The sequence below is a fragment of the Pseudomonas sp. LPB0260 genome (assembly GCF_013388395.1).
Genome location: NZ_CP058247.1, coordinates 5,361,118 through 5,377,247, shown reverse-complemented (window position 1 = coordinate 5,377,247; position 16,130 = coordinate 5,361,118). Strand labels below are relative to the sequence as shown.

Here is a 16,130-nt window from a genome sequence, read left to right as displayed (position 1 = left end):
AGAGTGAGAGGCGGTCATCCATGCCCATCAAAGCAAAAGCAAAGAGCAGCCAACTGATTCGTGGCTTCGAACCCTACCAAGAGAGCAAGGGTGAGGAGTACATGAGCGAGCCGATGCGCGCCCACTTTACCGGCATCCTCAACAAGTGGAAGCTGGAACTGATGCAGGAAGTCGATCGTACCGTGCATCACATGCAGGACGAAGCGGCCAACTTCCCCGATCCGGCCGACCGCGCCAGCCAGGAAGAAGAGTTCAGCCTGGAACTGCGTGCCCGCGACCGCGAGCGCAAGCTGATCAAGAAGATCGACGAGACCCTCGAGCTGATCGAAGAGAACGAGTACGGCTGGTGCGATTCCTGCGGTGTCGAGATCGGCATCCGTCGCCTGGAAGCCCGCCCCACCGCCACCCTGTGCATCGACTGCAAGACCCTGGCGGAAATCAAGGAAAAGCAGATCGGTTCCTGATCTGATCACGGGGCGCTGAGGCGCCCCGCGTTGTTTCTGCCCCGCGCCCGCACACCCCGCCCCACGCTCTCCCGCGCCCAACCCTGCAGCCCGCCCGCATGAACGCTCCCCGCTACATCGGTCGATTCGCCCCCACCCCCAGTGGCTATCTGCACTTCGGTTCCCTGGTCGCCGCCCTGGCGTCCTACCTGGATGCGCGCGCCGTCGGCGGTCGCTGGCTGCTGCGCATGGAGGACCTCGACCCACCGCGCGAGGTGCCCGGCGCCCAGGACGCGATCCTGCGCACCCTGGAGAGCTACGGCCTGTACTGGGACGGCGAGCTGGTGCGCCAGAGCGCGCGGCATGCCGAGTATCAGGCCCTGATCGAGCGCCTGCTGGACAGCGGCCTGGCCTATGCCTGCACCTGCTCGCGCAAGCAGCTGGAGGGTTATCACGGGGTCTATCCGGGGTTCTGCCGCGACGCCGGCCACGCGCCCGATAACGCGGCGATCCGCCTGCGCGTGCCGCAGCTGAGCTACGGCTTCAGCGACCGCGTGCAGGGCGAGTATCGCCAGCACCTGGGCCGCGAGGTGGGCGACTTCGTCATTCGCCGCCGCGACGGCCTGTACGCCTACCAGCTGGCGGTGGTGCTCGACGACGCCTGGCAGGGGGTCACCGACGTAGTGCGCGGCGCCGACCTGCTCGACTCCACCCCGCGCCAGCTCTATCTGCAGGAGCTGCTCGGCGCGGCCCAGCCGCGTTACCTACACGTGCCGCTGATCATCCAGCCCGACGGCCACAAGCTGGGCAAGTCCTACCGCTCGCCGCCGCTGCCCGCCGACCAAGCCGCGCCGCTGCTGCTGCGCGCCCTGCATGCCCTGGGGCAAAAGGTCCCCGGCGAACTCGCCGAGGCGCGCCCGGCGCAGTTGCTGGAATGGGCCGCGCGGCACTGGGACGCCGGGCGCATTCCCCGCAGCCGCACCCTGGCCGAGGCGCAGTTGCGCTAGACGGTGCCCGGCGGCTCAGTGGCGCAGTGGGTCGCGGGCGAGCTCCGCCTCCTCCTCCAGCCATGACCAGAAGGCCTCGGCCTGGGGCGACATGTACTGGTGCGCCGGGCAGGCCAGGTAGAACGCCTCGGAGGTGGCAATCCGCTGCTCGAACGGCGCCAGCAGACGCCCGCTTTCGATCATCCCCGCCACCAGGGAGGTGCGCCCCAGCGCCAGGCCATGGCCGAGCGTGGCCATCTCCAGGGCGGTGATCAGGGTATCGAACTGCATGCCCTGGGACGGATCGACGTGAAGGAAGCCGGTCTGGTTGAGCCAGTAGCCCCAGCCCTCCTCGTAGCCGATCACATGCAGCAGGGTGTGATCGGCCAGGGCCTCGGGGGACGCGGGCGGCGCCTCGCCGTTGTTGAGCTGCGGGCTGCACACCGGAAACAGCTCGTCCCAGGTCAGCCGGCTGGACTTGTAGCCCGCCCAGACGCCCTGGCCGTAGCGGATCTCCATGTCCGCCTCCTTCTCCCGCTCGTCCAGCCAGATATTGCTGGTGAAGCGCAGGCCGACATCCGGGTGGCGCTCACGAAAGCGCGCCAGCCGCGGGGCCAGCCAGGTGGTGAAGAACACCAGGTTGACCCGCACGGTGAGCAGGCGCTTGCGCCCCTGGCCGAACAGTTCGTCGGTGGCCGCGGCCAGGCGTTCGACCGCCTCGTGCACCACCGGCATGTAGGCCTGGCCCGCCTCGGTCAGCTCCAGGCCGCGTGGCAGGCGCTTGAACAGGCTGACGCCGAGCTGCGACTCCAGGCCCTTGACCTGCTGGCTGATCGCCGCCTGGGTCAGGTTCAGCTCGGTGGCCGCCTGGGTGAAGTTCAGGTGGCGGGCGGACGCCTCGAACGACCGCAGCCAGTTCAGTGGGGGAAGCCTCTTCTTCATCGCTCACGCTCGAATTCAGTCCCTGACAACCTCCGTGTCATTGATCAGCTGACCCAACTCCCCGGCCGCCTCGCGTAACAACGGAGTATATGTCAGCAGCTCGCCCAGGCTCTTGCGTATAAGCGGCGCATGGGCGAACAGACAGGCGAACAAGCGACCATCGCGACCGCGGATCGGCACTGCGCAGGCCGCCAGGCCATCGACGAACTCCTCGTCATCGGTGCCCAGCTCCTCATCCCGGGTCTTGAGCAAGGCGGCTTCCAGCGCCGCGGCGCTGGTCAGGGTGTTGCGGGCGAAGCGCTGCAGCGGCAGGTTGTTGATGATGCGCTGGCGCCGCTCCCGGGGCAGCGAGCTGAGGTACAGCTTGCCACTGGCGGTGCACCAGATCGGCGTATGGCTGCCCACCGGCAGGTACACCTGCAGCGGCCGGTCGGTCTGCACCCGGTCGTAGTAGATCATCTCGGTGCCGTTGGGAATGGCGATGCCGCAGGTCTCGCCGATCTCCGCGGTCAGGCGCTTGAGGATGGCCTGGCGCGGCGCCTTGAAGCGCCCGCTATGCAACACGCCGAGGGCGATGTCGTGCATGCGGTCGCCGGGCACGATGAGCCCGCGCATGTTGATCTGCAGGTAGCCGTCGCCTTCGAGCTGGCTGAGCAGGCGATGGATACTCGGCTTGGGGATATCCAGCTGGTAGGCGAGGTCGGCCGGGGACATCGGCCGCTCGGCCCTGGAGACCGCCTCGATGATCTCCAGCACCCGGCTGATCGAGGAGCCTTTCTCGCGCGTCGTCGTAGTCATTCGTTCATTTCCCCCTGTACAGCGGGCAATCCCCGGGCATAAACGACGGAGGCCACGCCCCCCTTGCGTGGGCGTGGCCTCCGGCCTGCGCAAGGCGCAGGCTGCCCCGAGCTGGCGGCCGCTTACTTCATGGTCGGCATGGAGAAGGACACACCCTCGCGCACCCCGGCCGACGGCCAGCGCTGGGTGATGGTCTTGCGCTTGGTGTAGAAGCGCACGGCGTCCGGGCCGTAGGCATGCAGGTCACCGAACAGCGAGCGCTTCCAGCCGCCGAAGCTGTGGTAGGCCACCGGCACCGGCAGCGGCACGTTGATGCCGACCATGCCGACCTTGATGTTGTCGGAGAAGTAGCGCGCCGCCTCGCCGTCACGGGTGAAGATGCAGGTGCCGTTGCCGTACTCGTGGGCATCGATCAGGTCCATCGCCTCCTGCATGCTGTTGACGCGCACCACCTGCAGCACCGGGCCGAAGATCTCTTCCTTGTAGCTGAGCATCTCCGGGTTGACGTTGTCGATCAGCGTGCCGCCGACGAAGAAGCCGTTCTCGTGACCTTCGACCTGCGGATTGCGGCCGTCGACCACCACCTTGGCGCCCTGCTCTTCGGCGCTGTCGATGTAGCCGACCACCTTCTGCTGATGGGCCTTGGTGATCACCGGACCGAAGTCGTTGCTCTTGTCCGAGTAGGCGCCGACCTTCAGCGACTGCATGGCGGCCTGCATCTTCTCGACCAGCGCATCGGCGGCCGCATCGCCCACCGCCACGGCCACCGACAGCGCCATGCAGCGCTCGCCGGAGGAGCCGAAGGCCGCGCCGAGCAATTGGTTGACGGCGTTGTCCATGTCCGCGTCGGGCATCACGATGGCGTGGTTCTTCGCGCCACCTAAAGCCTGGCAGCGCTTGCCGTTGGCGTTGGCGGTCTTGTAGATGTACTCGGCGATCGGCGTCGAGCCGACGAAGCTGACGGCCTGGATGCGTTCGTCGCAGAGCAGCACGTCGACCGCTTCCTTGTCGCCGTTGACCACGTTCATCACGCCATCCGGCAAGCCGGCTTCCTGCAGCAGCTGGGCGATGAACAGGGTGGAGCTGGGGTCGCGCTCGGACGGCTTGAGGATGAAGCAGTTGCCGCAGACGATGGCCATGGGGAACATCCACAGCGGCACCATCGCCGGGAAGTTGAACGGGGTGATGCCGGCGACCACGCCCAGGGGCTGGAACTCGCTCCAGGAGTCGATGTTCGGGCCGACGTTCTTGCTGTGCTCGCCCTTGAGCAGCTCGGGGGCGCCACAGGCATATTCGACGTTCTCGATGCCGCGCTGCAGCTCGCCGAGGGCGTCATGGGCGATCTTGCCGTGCTCCTCGCCGATCATCTGGGCGATGCGCTCGGCGTTCTGCTCGAGCAGCTCCTTGAAGCGGAACATCACCCGCGCACGCTTGATCGGCGGGGTATTGCGCCATTCCGGGAAGGCCGCCTCGGCGGCGGCGATGGCCTGCTCGACGGTGGCCTTGGACGCCAGGGCAACCTGCTTGCTGACCTCGCCGGTGGAGGGGTTGTAAACGTCCTGCAGGCGCGCGGCGTCGCTGATGACTTGGCCGTTGATCAGGTGTCCTACTGTGTTCATCGCAACTGTTCCTCGATAAGGGGTTGAGGCGGCTGGCTCGCCACCGCTAATGGCTGATAGACGTGGGCTTACCAGAGCTTCTTGTAGAGCTCGATGATCTCTTCGGCGCTCGGCACGCGCGGGTTGTTGTTCGGCGAGCCGGAGGCCAGGGCCTGCTCGGCCATGACCTGCAGCTGGTCGAAGAAGTGCTGGCGATCGATGCCGAACTGCTCGGGCGTGGGCACCTGCAGCTCGTCGTTGAGGGCGCGCAGCTCGGCGAGCAGCTTGTCGTTGGCCACCTCGTCGCTGTCCTGGGCACTGGCCACGCCCATGGCGCGGGCGCAGTCGGCGTAACGCGCGGCGGCGGCCGGGATGGAGAACTCGGTGACGGTCGGCAGCAGCATGGCGTTGGACAGGCCGTGGGGCACATGGAAGTGTGCGCCGATCGGTCGGCTCATGCCGTGCACCAGCGCCACCGAGGCGTTGGAGAACGCCACGCCGGCCAGGGTCGAGCCGAGCATCATGGCCTCGCGGGCGGCCTTGTCCGCGCCGTCGTGGTAGGCGCGGCGCAGGTTCGGCGCGATCAGGCGCATGGCCTCCAGGGCCTGGCTGTCGCTGTACAGGCTGGCCTTCTTGCTGACGTAGGCCTCCATGGCGTGGGTCAGGGCGTCGATGCCGGTGTCGGCGGTGATGCGCGACGGCAGGCTGAGGGTCAGGCTGAAGTCGATCAGCGCCGCCACCGGCATGAAGCCGATGCCCACGCAGAGCATTTTCTCGTCGGTCTTCTCGTCGGAGATGATGGTCACCCGGGTGACTTCCGAGCCAGTGCCGGCGGTGGTCGGCACGGCGATGATCGGCAGGCCGGACTCGACGACGATGCGCGGGAACTTGTAGTCGCGCATCTCGCCGCCATGCTTGGCGAGGATGGCGATGGCCTTGGCGCTGTCGATCGGGCTGCCGCCGCCGAGGGCGATGATGCAGTCGTAGTCGCCGTTGCGCGCCTTCTCCACGCCGGCCTGGATCGACGCCACGGTCGGCTCCGGCACCGTCTCGTCGAACACTTCGGCGGTGATGTCGTGGGCCGCCAGGCGCTCCTGGATGGTGGCGGCGTAACCCAGCTTGACCATCATCTTGTCGGTGATGATCAGCGGCCGCTTGCAGCCCAGGTTGGTCATCACCAGCGGAATATCCTGACTGGCGTTCTCGCCAATCTGCATGATGCGGGGAAGGATCACTTGAGTAGCCATGACGACTCCATTATTTCCGAGTAACTGGGCCTGGAAACTCGGACTGAATAGTCCCAGGCGTTATTGTTCTGTCGATGTCGACCGCTTGGCTAAGCCGACGCGGGTGACGCAAATAAACTGTCGATGCGGGCCAATCTCGCCGTACTTGCTAAAGTGCCATCACGCCACTGGTAATAAAGCACCGTCACTATTCCAACAGGCGAAAGGCGACTTGCTTATCTATCCGCGGCGGAACTGCCGGCGCTGATAACGCAACGCCCGGCACTCTCAAACTTCGCCACTGCCCTGCCTTTCCCCCTCGCTCAGACGCTCACGGGGAGCGGCCCTCAGCGGTCGATCCCGGCCTGGCGAACCCGCGATATCGATACGAAATCTATTGTTATGAAGATAAAAAGCGCTGAAAAGCAAAAAAATAGCGGCCTATGAGCCGCTTTTTTTTATGGATCCATTAGCAAACTACCTCATGGACGGCAGCGGCGGCCGACGACATAGGTCGCATTGACAGCACCTCGGGCGCTCGAGTGACCGCCAGGTCACGCACTTATGCACCCATAAGCAAAACCCCGCCTTAGGTCCATTTTTTATTGCTGGTTAGCGCAATTCTTCATTCCTAATATCCGCCTCACCGAAGCAGACCAAGCACCTGCCGAACGCACCTATTGCCGCCAGCGATAGAGGCGACAAGCAGAACAGGCCGGTTCGGGAACTGAGCGGTGCGGCAATAACGGGCACAACTGCCCATCGATATTGATGCCCAGGTTATTGCCGGCCTCGCTCGAACCACAGCGCATCGAAAACGAGTCTCTCGTGCTCGATGACAAACCGCAAAGCTTGGTGGCAGTTCGCCAACTTATTAATAAAACAACCCAACTTGCCTGATTTGCACCAGCAGGCTGGATCGCTCCTCGAGGGATAAATTGAAATGAACAACAACAATCAATTGCCTTTAAACGGTGTCCGCGTCCTCGACTTCGGCCAGCAGATCGCCGGCCCGGCCGTGGCCATGACCCTCGCCGACCTGGGCGCCACCGTGGTGCACATCGATCCGCCGCAGGGCCCGCAGTGGGACCACCCGGCCAATGCCGTGCTGAACCGCAACAAGAGCTGCCTGCGCCTGGACCTCAAGTCCGATGCCGGACGCGCCCAGGCCATGGCCCTGATCGACAAGGCCGACATCGTCATCGAGAGCTTCCGTCCCGGCGTCATGCAGGAGCTGGGCATCGACTTCGCCAAGCTGCGTGAAGCCCGTCCGGAGCTGATCACCCTGTCCATCCCCGGCTTCGCCAGCAACGACGAACTGCGCCGCGAGTGGAAGGCCACCGAGGCCGTGGTCGCGGCGACCGCTGGCGCCTTCACCGACATGGGCTTCAACCGCGTGCTGCTGGGCCTGAACCCGAGCTTCTCGCCGCTGCCGCTGGGCTCCGCCTACGCCACCGCCCTGGCTGCCGCCTCCGTCGCCCTGGCCCTGCAGGCCCGTGAGCGCACCGGCCGTGGCGACGCCATCGAAGTGCCGGTGATCTCCGCGCTGATGGAAGGCCTGTCGTACAACTCCTACGTCATCGAAGGCCTGCCCGAGCGCTACAAGACCATGCGCGAGAAGGAGATCGAGTACCGCAAGGCCAACAACATCGCGATGGACCTGAGCTACGACGACCTGCAGGAATACCTGGACCCCTTCTACCGCACCTACAAGTGCGCCGACGGCCGCATGTTCTATTGCGTCTGCCCGTCGCACCGCAACCACGCCAAGCGCGCCCTGACCGTGCTGGGCATCTACGACGAGCTGGTCGCCGAAGGCCTGCCGGAAGTCAACGACCTGCACGCGCCGATCAGCGAGTGGGACGGCGAGACCTCCATCGGCGTCTACCCGCTGCCGAAGAAATGGGCCGACCACATCTCGGCGAAGATGAAGAAGGCCTTCCTGACCAGGACCTCCGAGGAGTGGGCGAAGATCTTCGGCGAAGGCCAGATCCCCGGCGCGCCGCACCGCACCACCCAGGAGTGGGTCAACCACGAGCACACCAACGCCGCCGGGCTGATCGTCGAGGTCAACGACCCCGAGTACGGCCTGATGAAGCAGCCCGGCCCGTTCGCCTGGCTGGAAGAGTGCGCCGGGCAGATGGTCAGCCCGCGGCCACGCAAGAATGTCAGCTTCGAGCAGGCCCTGGCCGAGCTGAGCGAAGTGGCCGCCGCCGAGGTGGTGACCCGTCCGGTCGGCGCCGCCATCGCCCCCGCCTCCAACGCCGGCTGGCTCGACGGCCTGCGCATCCTCGACCTGACCAACGTGATCGCCGGCCCGCACTCCACCGCCTTCCTCGCCCGCTTCGGCGCCGAGGTGATCAAGCTCGACCCGGTCAAGCCGCTGTACGATCCGCTGATCGGCACCCTGTTCAGCTTCCAGACCAGCATGGGCAAGCAGAGCGCCCTGGTCGACATCATGAGCGAGGAAGGCCGCGAGGTGTTCAACCGCCTGGTGCGCTCGGTGGACATGGTGGTGATCAACGCCCCCGAGCGTCAGCTCAAGCCCCTGGGCCTGGACCACGACAGCCTGCAGGCGGTCAAGCCGGGCGTGCTGTTCTGCCGCCTCGACTGCCTCGGCGGCCCGCTGCCGGGTCCGAAGACCAACTACATCGGCTACGACGACATCATCCAGGCGCACAGCGGCATCATGAGCCGCTTCGGTGGCCCGGAGACCCCGGAGGAGCACGCACACCTCGGCACCCTGGACGTCAACTGCGGCTTCGCCGCCGGCCTGGGCATGGCGGTGTCGATCTACCACAAGCTAAAGACCGGCCAGCCGAGCCGCTCGCGCACCTCGCTGTCGGCGGTCACCAACCTGGCGCAGATCACCTTCGCCTTCGATTACGAGGGGCGCGCGCCCTTCAACGAGCCGTCCGGTCGCGAAGTGCTGGGCCACCACGCCCTGTCGCACTTCTACAAGACCTCCGAGGGCTGGATCTACCTCGACTCCAAGCAAGCCGAACTGCCGAAGCTGGAGCAAGTCGAGGGCCTGGCCGGCATCAGCGCCGCGGCCGACGTCGGCGCGTTCCTGAAGAGCGCTCTGCAGGCCGCACCAGCCGCCTACTGGGCGGAGAAGCTGCAGGCAGCCGATATCGCCGCCGCGGTTCCGCAGTCGATCGAGTCGCTGCGCGAGCAGTACAGCCGCGAAGGCGATGGCACCGTGGGCATCGACAAGGGCAGCTTCGCCTTCTCGATCCACCGCAACCACCCGAGCGGCCACTGCCTGACCCAGATCGACCACCTGGCGATCCGCCCGAGCGAGGCCAGCATCAGGGCGGTCAGCCTGCCGGAGCGCTGGGGCCACTCGACCCGCGAAGTGCTGGCCGATGCCGGCTACAGCTCGAGCGAGATCGAATCGATGATCGAGCGCAACATCGCCAGCCTGGGCTGGGCCAAGGAGTTCCTGCCTAGCTAAACTCAGGCATCAGACCGGCGGGCGGGACAGTTTGGCTGTCCCGCCCGCTTTTGCATTTCTGGGCCGAGGCGCGGCGCGCTGCCCTCGGCCAGCCATTCTTCACGGCCTGGCCACGTTTTGCCGGTGCCGGCCCGGGTCGCAAGACGCGGCTGCGCGAACACGGTGGTGAGCATGTTTCAGCAGACAGTGCGGGCCGTCTGGCCCTTGTTCTTCGGCTTGGGCATCATCGGCCTGTGCATCGGCGCGCAGAACACCCTGCTGGGCATTCGCGCCGAGCTGGAAGGCTTCGACACCCGCGTCACCGGCCTGCTGATGTCCGGCTACTACGCCGGCTTCCTGCTCGGCTCGCTGCGCGCCCCGGCGATCATCCAGCGGGTCGGCCACGTGCGCGCCTTCGCCGCGCTGACCGCCCTGGCCTCCATGACCATCCTGATCCATTCGCTGTGGGTCGACCCCTGGGTCTGGGGCGTCATGCGCCTGCTCACCGGCTTCTCGGTGTCGGCCATCTATGTGGTCGCCGAGAGCTGGCTGAACCAGGCCGCCGACAACCGCACCCGTGGCCAGCTGCTGTCGCTGTACATGATCACCATGCTCGCCGGCCTGTCGGGCGGGCAGTTCCTGCTGAACATCTCCGACCCGGCCAGCTTCGAGCTGTTCACCCTGATCTCCATCCTCATCAGCCTGGCGGCGATTCCGATCCTGATCACCGCCACGCCGATGCCCTCGTTCGCCGCCGCCCGCCCGGTGAGCATCGCCACCCTGTATCGCCTGGCGCCGACCGGCCTGGTCGGCTCCTTCCTGATCAACGCCTGCTACGCCATGGTCCTCGGCATGGGCTCGGTGTACGCCAGCCGGCTGGGCATGCAGGTCAGCGACATCTCGCTGTTCATGGCCCTGCTGGTGGTCGGCGGCATGTTGCTGCAGTGGCCGCTGGGCCGGTTGTCCGACAGCATGGACCGGCGCACGGTGATCGCCGCGGCCGCCGCGGCCGCCGTGCTGTTCGCCGCGGCCAGCGCCCTGGTCGGCTTCGCCGCCAACCACAGCCACCTGCTGCTGGCCTTGCTGTTCGGCGGCAGCTGCTTCCCCCTGCTGGCCCTGTACCTGGCACTGACCAACGACCAGCTGGAGGCCGACCAGGCCACCGGTGCCAGCAGCACCCTGTTGCTGCTGGGCAGCGTCGGCGCCAGCATCGGCCCGTTCATGGTCTCCCTGACCATGGAGCAATGGGGCCCGGCCAGCTTCTTCTGGAGCCTGGCGGTGATGGCCGGCCTGATGGTCACCCACGCCGTCTACAAGCGCATCACCGACCCCTTCCCCGCCACCAGCGAGACGCCCACCCACTTCCAGATGCAGGCGCCCCTAGCGGTGGGCTCGGTGCTGATGGAGTCGATGCCGAACGACGACGAGCCCGACGCAGCAGCGGCGGCCGCAACCGAGGGCAGCGCGCAACCGCCGTCGCCAACGGCCTGAAGCAGCGCCGCTGGCGCCGCGGCCAGGTCGAATTCGGCTATCCTTGGCGCCCTTCTCCATCGCCCCAGGACCCACAGCATGCAAGCGCAACTCGAAGAACTGATCGGCAAGATAAGCTCGGGCTGCATGCTGGCCGAGGACATCGCCCGCATCGCCGCCGAGGCCGCCCAGGCCTATGCCGACCCGCAGGCCTTCCTCGCCGCCAACCCGGACATCAACTACGACGACGACTTCCCCATCCCGCTCGGCGAATGGGTGGTGGTCGGCAGCCTGCCGGACACCGTGCTGTTCCAGGCCGACAGCTACGACCAGCTGTTCCAGCAGATCACCGACTCCTTCGGCCCCAGCGTGAACTTCGTGCTCAAGCCCAAGCAGCTGCAGAAAGTCGAACCGCTCAAGGCGCTCAACCGCATCCAGGTGCAGCTCTCCAGCCTGTCACCGGAGACCCGGGGCTACGTCCTGCTCGACTTCAGCGAACCGCTGGATGACGAATTGCAGGCCGTGCTGGTGTACAGCACCGACCTGCCACGGGTGATGGAACTGGCGGTGGAAGTGGGCATCTATGCCGCGCCGGCCTATGAGGCGTGCAAGGCGGCGCAGGCCGAGTAGCCTGCGCTCCGCCGAGCTACCCGCAACAGTTGGCCATTCCACGGCGATAAGACGTACCAGGCTTGTGACCGGCATCGGAGGAAACCCTGGCAACGCCGGCCTCGAGGTCGGCCTCGCATTCGCTGCGCTCGGCCTGGTTGCCCCGCCGGCAGTCCCGCACAGGGTACGCATGCAGCCGCTTCACCCGGTGCCCCCACCCCCTCAATAGTTTGCCGTAGCGCAGGTCCCCATTAGCCACTCGACCGGCTCGGCTCGCTCCTGTATACATCGCCCGAGCACCCCACGACTCAGCCGCCTACGCTGACTCACCCCGCCGACACGGACACGCTCGGCAACTTGGTAAACGGACTTGACCAGATCAACTGCTATGCGTTTCTTCAGCACTCTCCCTGCGCACAGTCAGCCGCACTCTGTCGATAGAAGAGTGGCGCGTCGTCTGCGCGGTTGTATTCGTATATTCGGCCTGTAGTGCAGGTGAGGGCCTCACTCCGGAGGGGCCGGCCAGAGCTAAACCTTTAATCCAGGTACGGACCACAGAAGAAGCCATGCGAACCTTCGCTGCAACTGAAGACGCCCCGATAGAAATACGCGTATACGACCCTGCTTGGCCGCGAATTTTCGCAGAGGAGCAGGCGTTACTGGCCGAGGTTCTTGAGCCGTGGCTTGTTGGCCCCATCGAGCACGTCGGCAGCACTTCAGTGCCTGGCTTGGTTGCCAAACCGATCATCGACATTGCTGCGCCTGTCAGGTCGCTGGCAGAGTCCCGCGGAGCCATTGAAGCATTGCGCCATCTGGCCTATCAGCATTACCCGTATAAGCCCGAGGACATGCACTGGTTCTGCAAACCCTCCCCTGACTTACGGACGCATCACCTGCATATCTTGGTATATAACAGCCCGACGTGGCTTGATCGACTGGCCTTCCGCGACACCTTGCGCTCAAACCCTAAGCTCGCTGCGCAGTACGCCGCCTTGAAACTACAGCTTGCCGTTCAGCATCGCACTGACCGCGAAGCGTACACAGCGGCCAAAGCACCCTTCATACAGGCGGTACTCACTCACTGCCGGCGCGGCCAGGGCAATGAGGTCTAACAAGCCGCGCAGGCCGCACGCTGCGCTTACACAGGACGGGCGAAGAAAGGACTTTAACCAAGCGGTTACCTAGAGGAAGCACTCAATGGAATATGAGGCACTAAACCTTGAAAGAAAACTTGCTCTCTTTGACGAGCAATGGGCACCCAAAGTCATCGCAGAGATGAATGACTACCAGTTCAAATTAGTTAAAATCAAAGGTGACTTTGTCTGGCACGAACACAAGGACACAGACGAAACCTTTATTGTACTAGACGGAAAACTACGAATTGATTTTCGTGATGGACATGTAAACCTGTCGAAAGGCGAGATGTACGTCGTACCGAAGGGCAAGGAGCACAAACCTTTCGCGAAAGATGAAGCAAAGGTTCTACTAATCGAGCCCCGCGGGGTACTCAACACTGGCCATGCAGCCAGCGATCGCACCGCCACGAATGATGTGTGGATATGAAACAAAACAGTCAACACGACGGAGATCGCTCGTCTCACCCACAGGAGCAGGCTAACGCCTGCCTCTCAACCTAAACGCCAGACAACGGAGAGTGCAGATTAATGCGGCAGGACCTAAGAGAAAAAATAGTCAGCGTGTGCACCAAGAAAATACTTGCCAAGGGCGACTCGGTTGGCGTTTCTTTTTATGCGTTCTTTGCCAATAAAAATGACGATCCAGAACGACTCATGGAGGCTGCAACATGGTGGATACAAACCCACAAACTGGATCACTTCGAGAAAGCCACAAAAATAAGGCTGATGGCTGAATCCGGGCTCTGATGTATTCAGTCCATAACCAGAGCATCTGGTCTTACGCTGCCCCCTCCGACACGGAAACTCTCGGCGACTCGGTACATGGACTTGGCCAGCTCAACCAGCACCGCTGTGGGTGATAGAAGCGTGGCGCGAGATGTGCCCGCTCCGGCGTTCAGATCCTTCGCTTCACTCACTCGGATCGGGCCAAAGCCCGCCCCTTAATCTAACGCCAGGCATCGGAAGTCGATCATGCGTGTAGAACAAGAATCGCCCAATCAAACAGATGTCATCGCGCTCATCGCAGAGCTCGATGCCTATCAGGACTCTTTGTACCCGGCGGAAGCGCGGTATGCGCTCGACCTCACGTCGCTATCCAAGCCCAATGTACTGTTTGTCGTAGCCCGGAATGAACAGCGCGCAGCCCTCGGGTGCGGCGCTGTTGTGCTTAACGACCTCTACGGCGAGGTCAAGCGCATGTATGTGCGGCCGGAAGCGCGGAATATGGGCGTGGCGCGGCACGTCATCGCCGCCCTGGAAGCGGGTGCCTACAAGTCAGGCTGCCGAGAGCTCATGCTTGAAACGGGCCCGTATCAGCCAGAGGCGCTGCGGTTCTACGGGAGACACGGCTACATGCGACGGGGGGCGTTCGGCGCCTATCCGGAACATCCACTGAGTGTGTTCATGGGAAAGTCACTCTGTTCACCAACGGACCACAAGGATGACTGAACATTCACCGGGCGCCTGTTAGTAACTGCCGTCACTCGCGCCTGCGAAGGGGGGTGAACCCACGCCCGGTACCACGACAAATAGCCTACCCAATAGATTCGTTGCTTCAGCAGCGTCGGTCTTTCGCTTTCCCGTTGCTGCAACTACCGTATTGTCTTAGCTGCGCCTAACTCGCGGTTCAATTCGTTGATTTCGCTCACTTGGATGTCCAAGTATCGCGGCCACACCTTTAACCTAGTGCCAGAGCTAAGCCATGAAAACATCGAGCCTGTGCAAAGCCCTCGTGAAAGAGGCATGTGAAGACAATCTATCGTTCTACAGAAGCATGCTCACTACCCAAGATTTGGCCTCCGTGAGGAACGAAGAGTGGCAAGCCATCATTGGTTTGGCTCGTGAACTTAAGCCGCACCAGCAAGAAATACTTTTATCTTTTGCACGCATCGCGTCAACTGACGCCCTTTTAACCCTATGCAGCGCAATTGATGGCGTCACACCGATTGGGGGGCGTTTTGTTGCTTTCTCGCTCACTGATGAGTCAGGCACGGAACATGCCGGCTCCCTGCAAGAAAGCCTACTTTCTCTTATCTCCCAGTAGGTGGGTCAGCAATCGACATGGGCTGTTCTTACCTATAGTGCGTGATCGTTTCTCGAGCCTGATCTCCGCGCAGTGGCATTCGTATATCCGCCCAGTCCCGGGCTCTATCAGCATGACGAGCCTATCGTCCGTGCAGCCAGACCAGGCACAGGGATGGCGCTGCGCACGCCCTGCTCGACGAACCAAACGCAGCGCGATGTGGCGCTTGAGCCAACCTTCGACGCGCCAGGCGCAGCACGATGCCCCGCCTGGACACACTCCCCCGACGCGCTACAACGTCCCGCGCAGCGCCTTCTCGAACAGCTGGCTGTATTGCGCCGCGCTGAAGGCGATCGGGTTGGTGCCCGCCGACGGATCGACCTCGGCCATCTTCCCGACCTGCTCGATGCGGTTGTCGTCGATGCCGATCTCGCCGAGGCTGTGGGGGATGCCCACCTCGCTGCGCAGCTCCAGCACCCAGTCGAGCACGCCATCGAACCCCGGCTTGGCCAGGTTGAGGTAGCGCGCCAGGCGGTACATCTGCGGACCGATGCGCTCCTGGTTGGCCTGCAGCACGTAGGGCATCAGCACCGCGTTGAGCAGGCCGTGGTGGGCGTCGTACAGCGCGCCGAGCGGATGGGCCAGGGCATGCATGGCGCCCAGGCCGCGCTGGAAGGCGGTGGCGCCCATGCTGGAGGCCACCAGCATCTGCAACCGCGCCTCGACGTCCGCGCCGTGGGCCACGGCCCGCGGCAGGAAGTGCTGGATCAGGCGCATGCCCTCCAGGGCGATGCCCTCGGCCATCGGGTGGAACAGCGGCGAGCAGTAGGCCTCCAGGTTATGCGACAGGGCGTCCATGCCGGTGGCGGCGGTGACCTTGGCCGGCAGGCCGATGGTCAGTTGCGGGTCGAGGATGACCAGGGCCGGGAGCATGCGCGCGTGGAAGATGATGCGCTTGATCTGCGCCGCCTCATCGGTGATCACCGAGGCGCGGCCGACTTCCGAGCCAGTGCCGGCGGTGGTCGGCACCGCCACCACCGGCGCCATGTCGGCGACATTGACCCGCAGGTAGTTGTCGCCGACGTCCTCGAAGTCCCACAAGGGGCGATCCTGGCCGACCATCAGGGCGATGGCCTTGCCGGCGTCCAGCGCCGAGCCGCCGCCGAAGGCGACCACGCCGTCATGCCCGCCGGCCTTGAAGGCCGCCACGCCGTCCATCACGTTCTGGCCGGTGGGGTTGCCCTTGATCGCCGAGAACAGCCCGGCCTTGAGGCCGTCGTCGCGGCACTGCAGCAGGGCGTCGTCGATCACCGACAGCGCCGCCAGGCCGGGGTCGGTGACCAGCAGCGGTGCCTGCATGCCCAGCTCACGACAGGCCGCCGGCAACTCGGTGATGCGCCCGGCGCCGACGCGCACCGCGGTGGGGTAGTTCCAGTTCATCCGGTATTGCTTCAGGTCCATGG

Annotated in this window: 15 protein-coding genes and 1 pseudogene; 10 read left to right on the top strand and 6 right to left on the bottom strand. The window is 64.5% G+C overall.

Annotated features, from left to right (window positions below; translation table 11 throughout):
• Positions 1-20: 20 nt before the first annotated feature.
• Together dksA and gluQRS are read left to right on the top strand one after the other, a co-directional pair.
• Positions 21-464, top strand: a complete 444-nt coding sequence (gene dksA, locus LPB260_RS23980) for an RNA polymerase-binding protein DksA (protein ID WP_208708357.1) — start codon at positions 21-23, stop codon at positions 462-464.
• A 98-nt stretch (positions 465-562) separates the two neighbouring features.
• Entirely contained in the window at positions 563-1,450 is an 888-nt protein-coding gene (gene gluQRS / locus LPB260_RS23975; RefSeq protein WP_208708356.1) for a tRNA glutamyl-Q(34) synthetase GluQRS, read from the top strand.
• Positions 1,451-1,465: 15 nt separating this feature from the next.
• On the opposite strand, the gene gcvA is transcribed toward gluQRS, so the two are convergent.
• From gcvA to LPB260_RS23955, 4 genes are all read right to left on the bottom strand, one after another.
• Positions 1,466-2,371, bottom strand: a complete 906-nt coding sequence (gene gcvA, locus LPB260_RS23970) for a transcriptional regulator GcvA (protein WP_208708355.1) — start codon at positions 2,369-2,371, stop codon at positions 1,466-1,468.
• 15 nt (positions 2,372-2,386) lie between these two features.
• Entirely contained in the window at positions 2,387-3,169 is a 783-nt protein-coding gene (locus tag LPB260_RS23965) for an IclR family transcriptional regulator (RefSeq protein WP_208708354.1), read from the bottom strand.
• 122 nt (positions 3,170-3,291) lie between these two features.
• A complete protein-coding gene (locus LPB260_RS23960) occupies positions 3,292-4,788 on the bottom strand; it encodes a CoA-acylating methylmalonate-semialdehyde dehydrogenase (protein WP_208708353.1) in 1,497 nt (498 codons plus the stop codon).
• Positions 4,789-4,856: 68 nt separating this feature from the next.
• Positions 4,857-6,014, bottom strand: coding sequence for an iron-containing alcohol dehydrogenase (locus tag LPB260_RS23955; protein WP_208708352.1), 1,158 nt, complete (start codon positions 6,012-6,014; stop codon positions 4,857-4,859).
• Positions 6,015-6,936: 922 nt separating this feature from the next.
• Here LPB260_RS23955 and LPB260_RS23950 point away from each other — a divergent pair.
• From LPB260_RS23950 to LPB260_RS23940, 3 genes are all read left to right on the top strand, one after another.
• Positions 6,937-9,450: a CoA transferase gene (locus LPB260_RS23950; RefSeq protein WP_208708351.1), complete on the top strand. Its 2,514-nt coding sequence runs from the start codon at positions 6,937-6,939 to the stop codon at positions 9,448-9,450.
• A gap of 171 nt (positions 9,451-9,621) precedes the next feature.
• A complete protein-coding gene (locus LPB260_RS23945) occupies positions 9,622-10,920 on the top strand; it encodes an MFS transporter (RefSeq protein WP_208708350.1) in 1,299 nt (432 codons plus the stop codon).
• A gap of 78 nt (positions 10,921-10,998) precedes the next feature.
• Positions 10,999-11,529, top strand: coding sequence for a hypothetical protein (locus LPB260_RS23940; RefSeq protein ID WP_208708349.1), 531 nt, complete (start codon positions 10,999-11,001; stop codon positions 11,527-11,529).
• Positions 11,530-11,626: 97 nt separating this feature from the next.
• On the opposite strand, the pseudogene LPB260_RS29120 reads toward LPB260_RS23940, so the two are convergent.
• Positions 11,627-11,910 (bottom strand): annotated as a pseudogene (locus tag LPB260_RS29120) (IS110 family transposase); the annotation flags it as partial.
• A gap of 164 nt (positions 11,911-12,074) precedes the next feature.
• On the opposite strand from LPB260_RS29120, the gene LPB260_RS23935 reads away from it, so the two are divergent.
• From LPB260_RS23935 to LPB260_RS23915, 5 genes are all read left to right on the top strand, one after another.
• On the top strand, positions 12,075-12,620 hold the full coding sequence (locus LPB260_RS23935) for a GrpB family protein (protein WP_208708348.1): 546 nt from the start codon (positions 12,075-12,077) through the stop codon (positions 12,618-12,620).
• 85 nt (positions 12,621-12,705) lie between these two features.
• Positions 12,706-13,071 carry a cupin domain-containing protein gene (locus LPB260_RS23930; protein ID WP_208708347.1) on the top strand — a complete coding sequence of 122 codons (366 nt, stop codon included), beginning with the start codon at positions 12,706-12,708 and terminating at the stop codon, positions 13,069-13,071.
• A gap of 101 nt (positions 13,072-13,172) precedes the next feature.
• The gene (locus tag LPB260_RS23925) at positions 13,173-13,391 is read left to right on the top strand and encodes a DUF6500 family protein (protein ID WP_208708346.1); all 219 of its coding nucleotides are present in this window, start codon (positions 13,173-13,175) and stop codon (positions 13,389-13,391) included.
• Positions 13,392-13,616: 225 nt separating this feature from the next.
• The gene (locus tag LPB260_RS23920; protein WP_208708345.1) at positions 13,617-14,093 is read left to right on the top strand and encodes a GNAT family N-acetyltransferase; all 477 of its coding nucleotides are present in this window, start codon (positions 13,617-13,619) and stop codon (positions 14,091-14,093) included.
• A gap of 253 nt (positions 14,094-14,346) precedes the next feature.
• Positions 14,347-14,688, top strand: coding sequence for a hypothetical protein (locus LPB260_RS23915; protein WP_208708344.1), 342 nt, complete (start codon positions 14,347-14,349; stop codon positions 14,686-14,688).
• A gap of 270 nt (positions 14,689-14,958) precedes the next feature.
• Here LPB260_RS23915 and LPB260_RS23910 read toward each other — a convergent pair whose 3' ends face one another.
• On the bottom strand, positions 14,959-16,128 hold the full coding sequence (locus tag LPB260_RS23910) for an iron-containing alcohol dehydrogenase (RefSeq protein WP_208708343.1): 1,170 nt from the start codon (positions 16,126-16,128) through the stop codon (positions 14,959-14,961).
• Positions 16,129-16,130 lie beyond the last annotated feature (2 nt).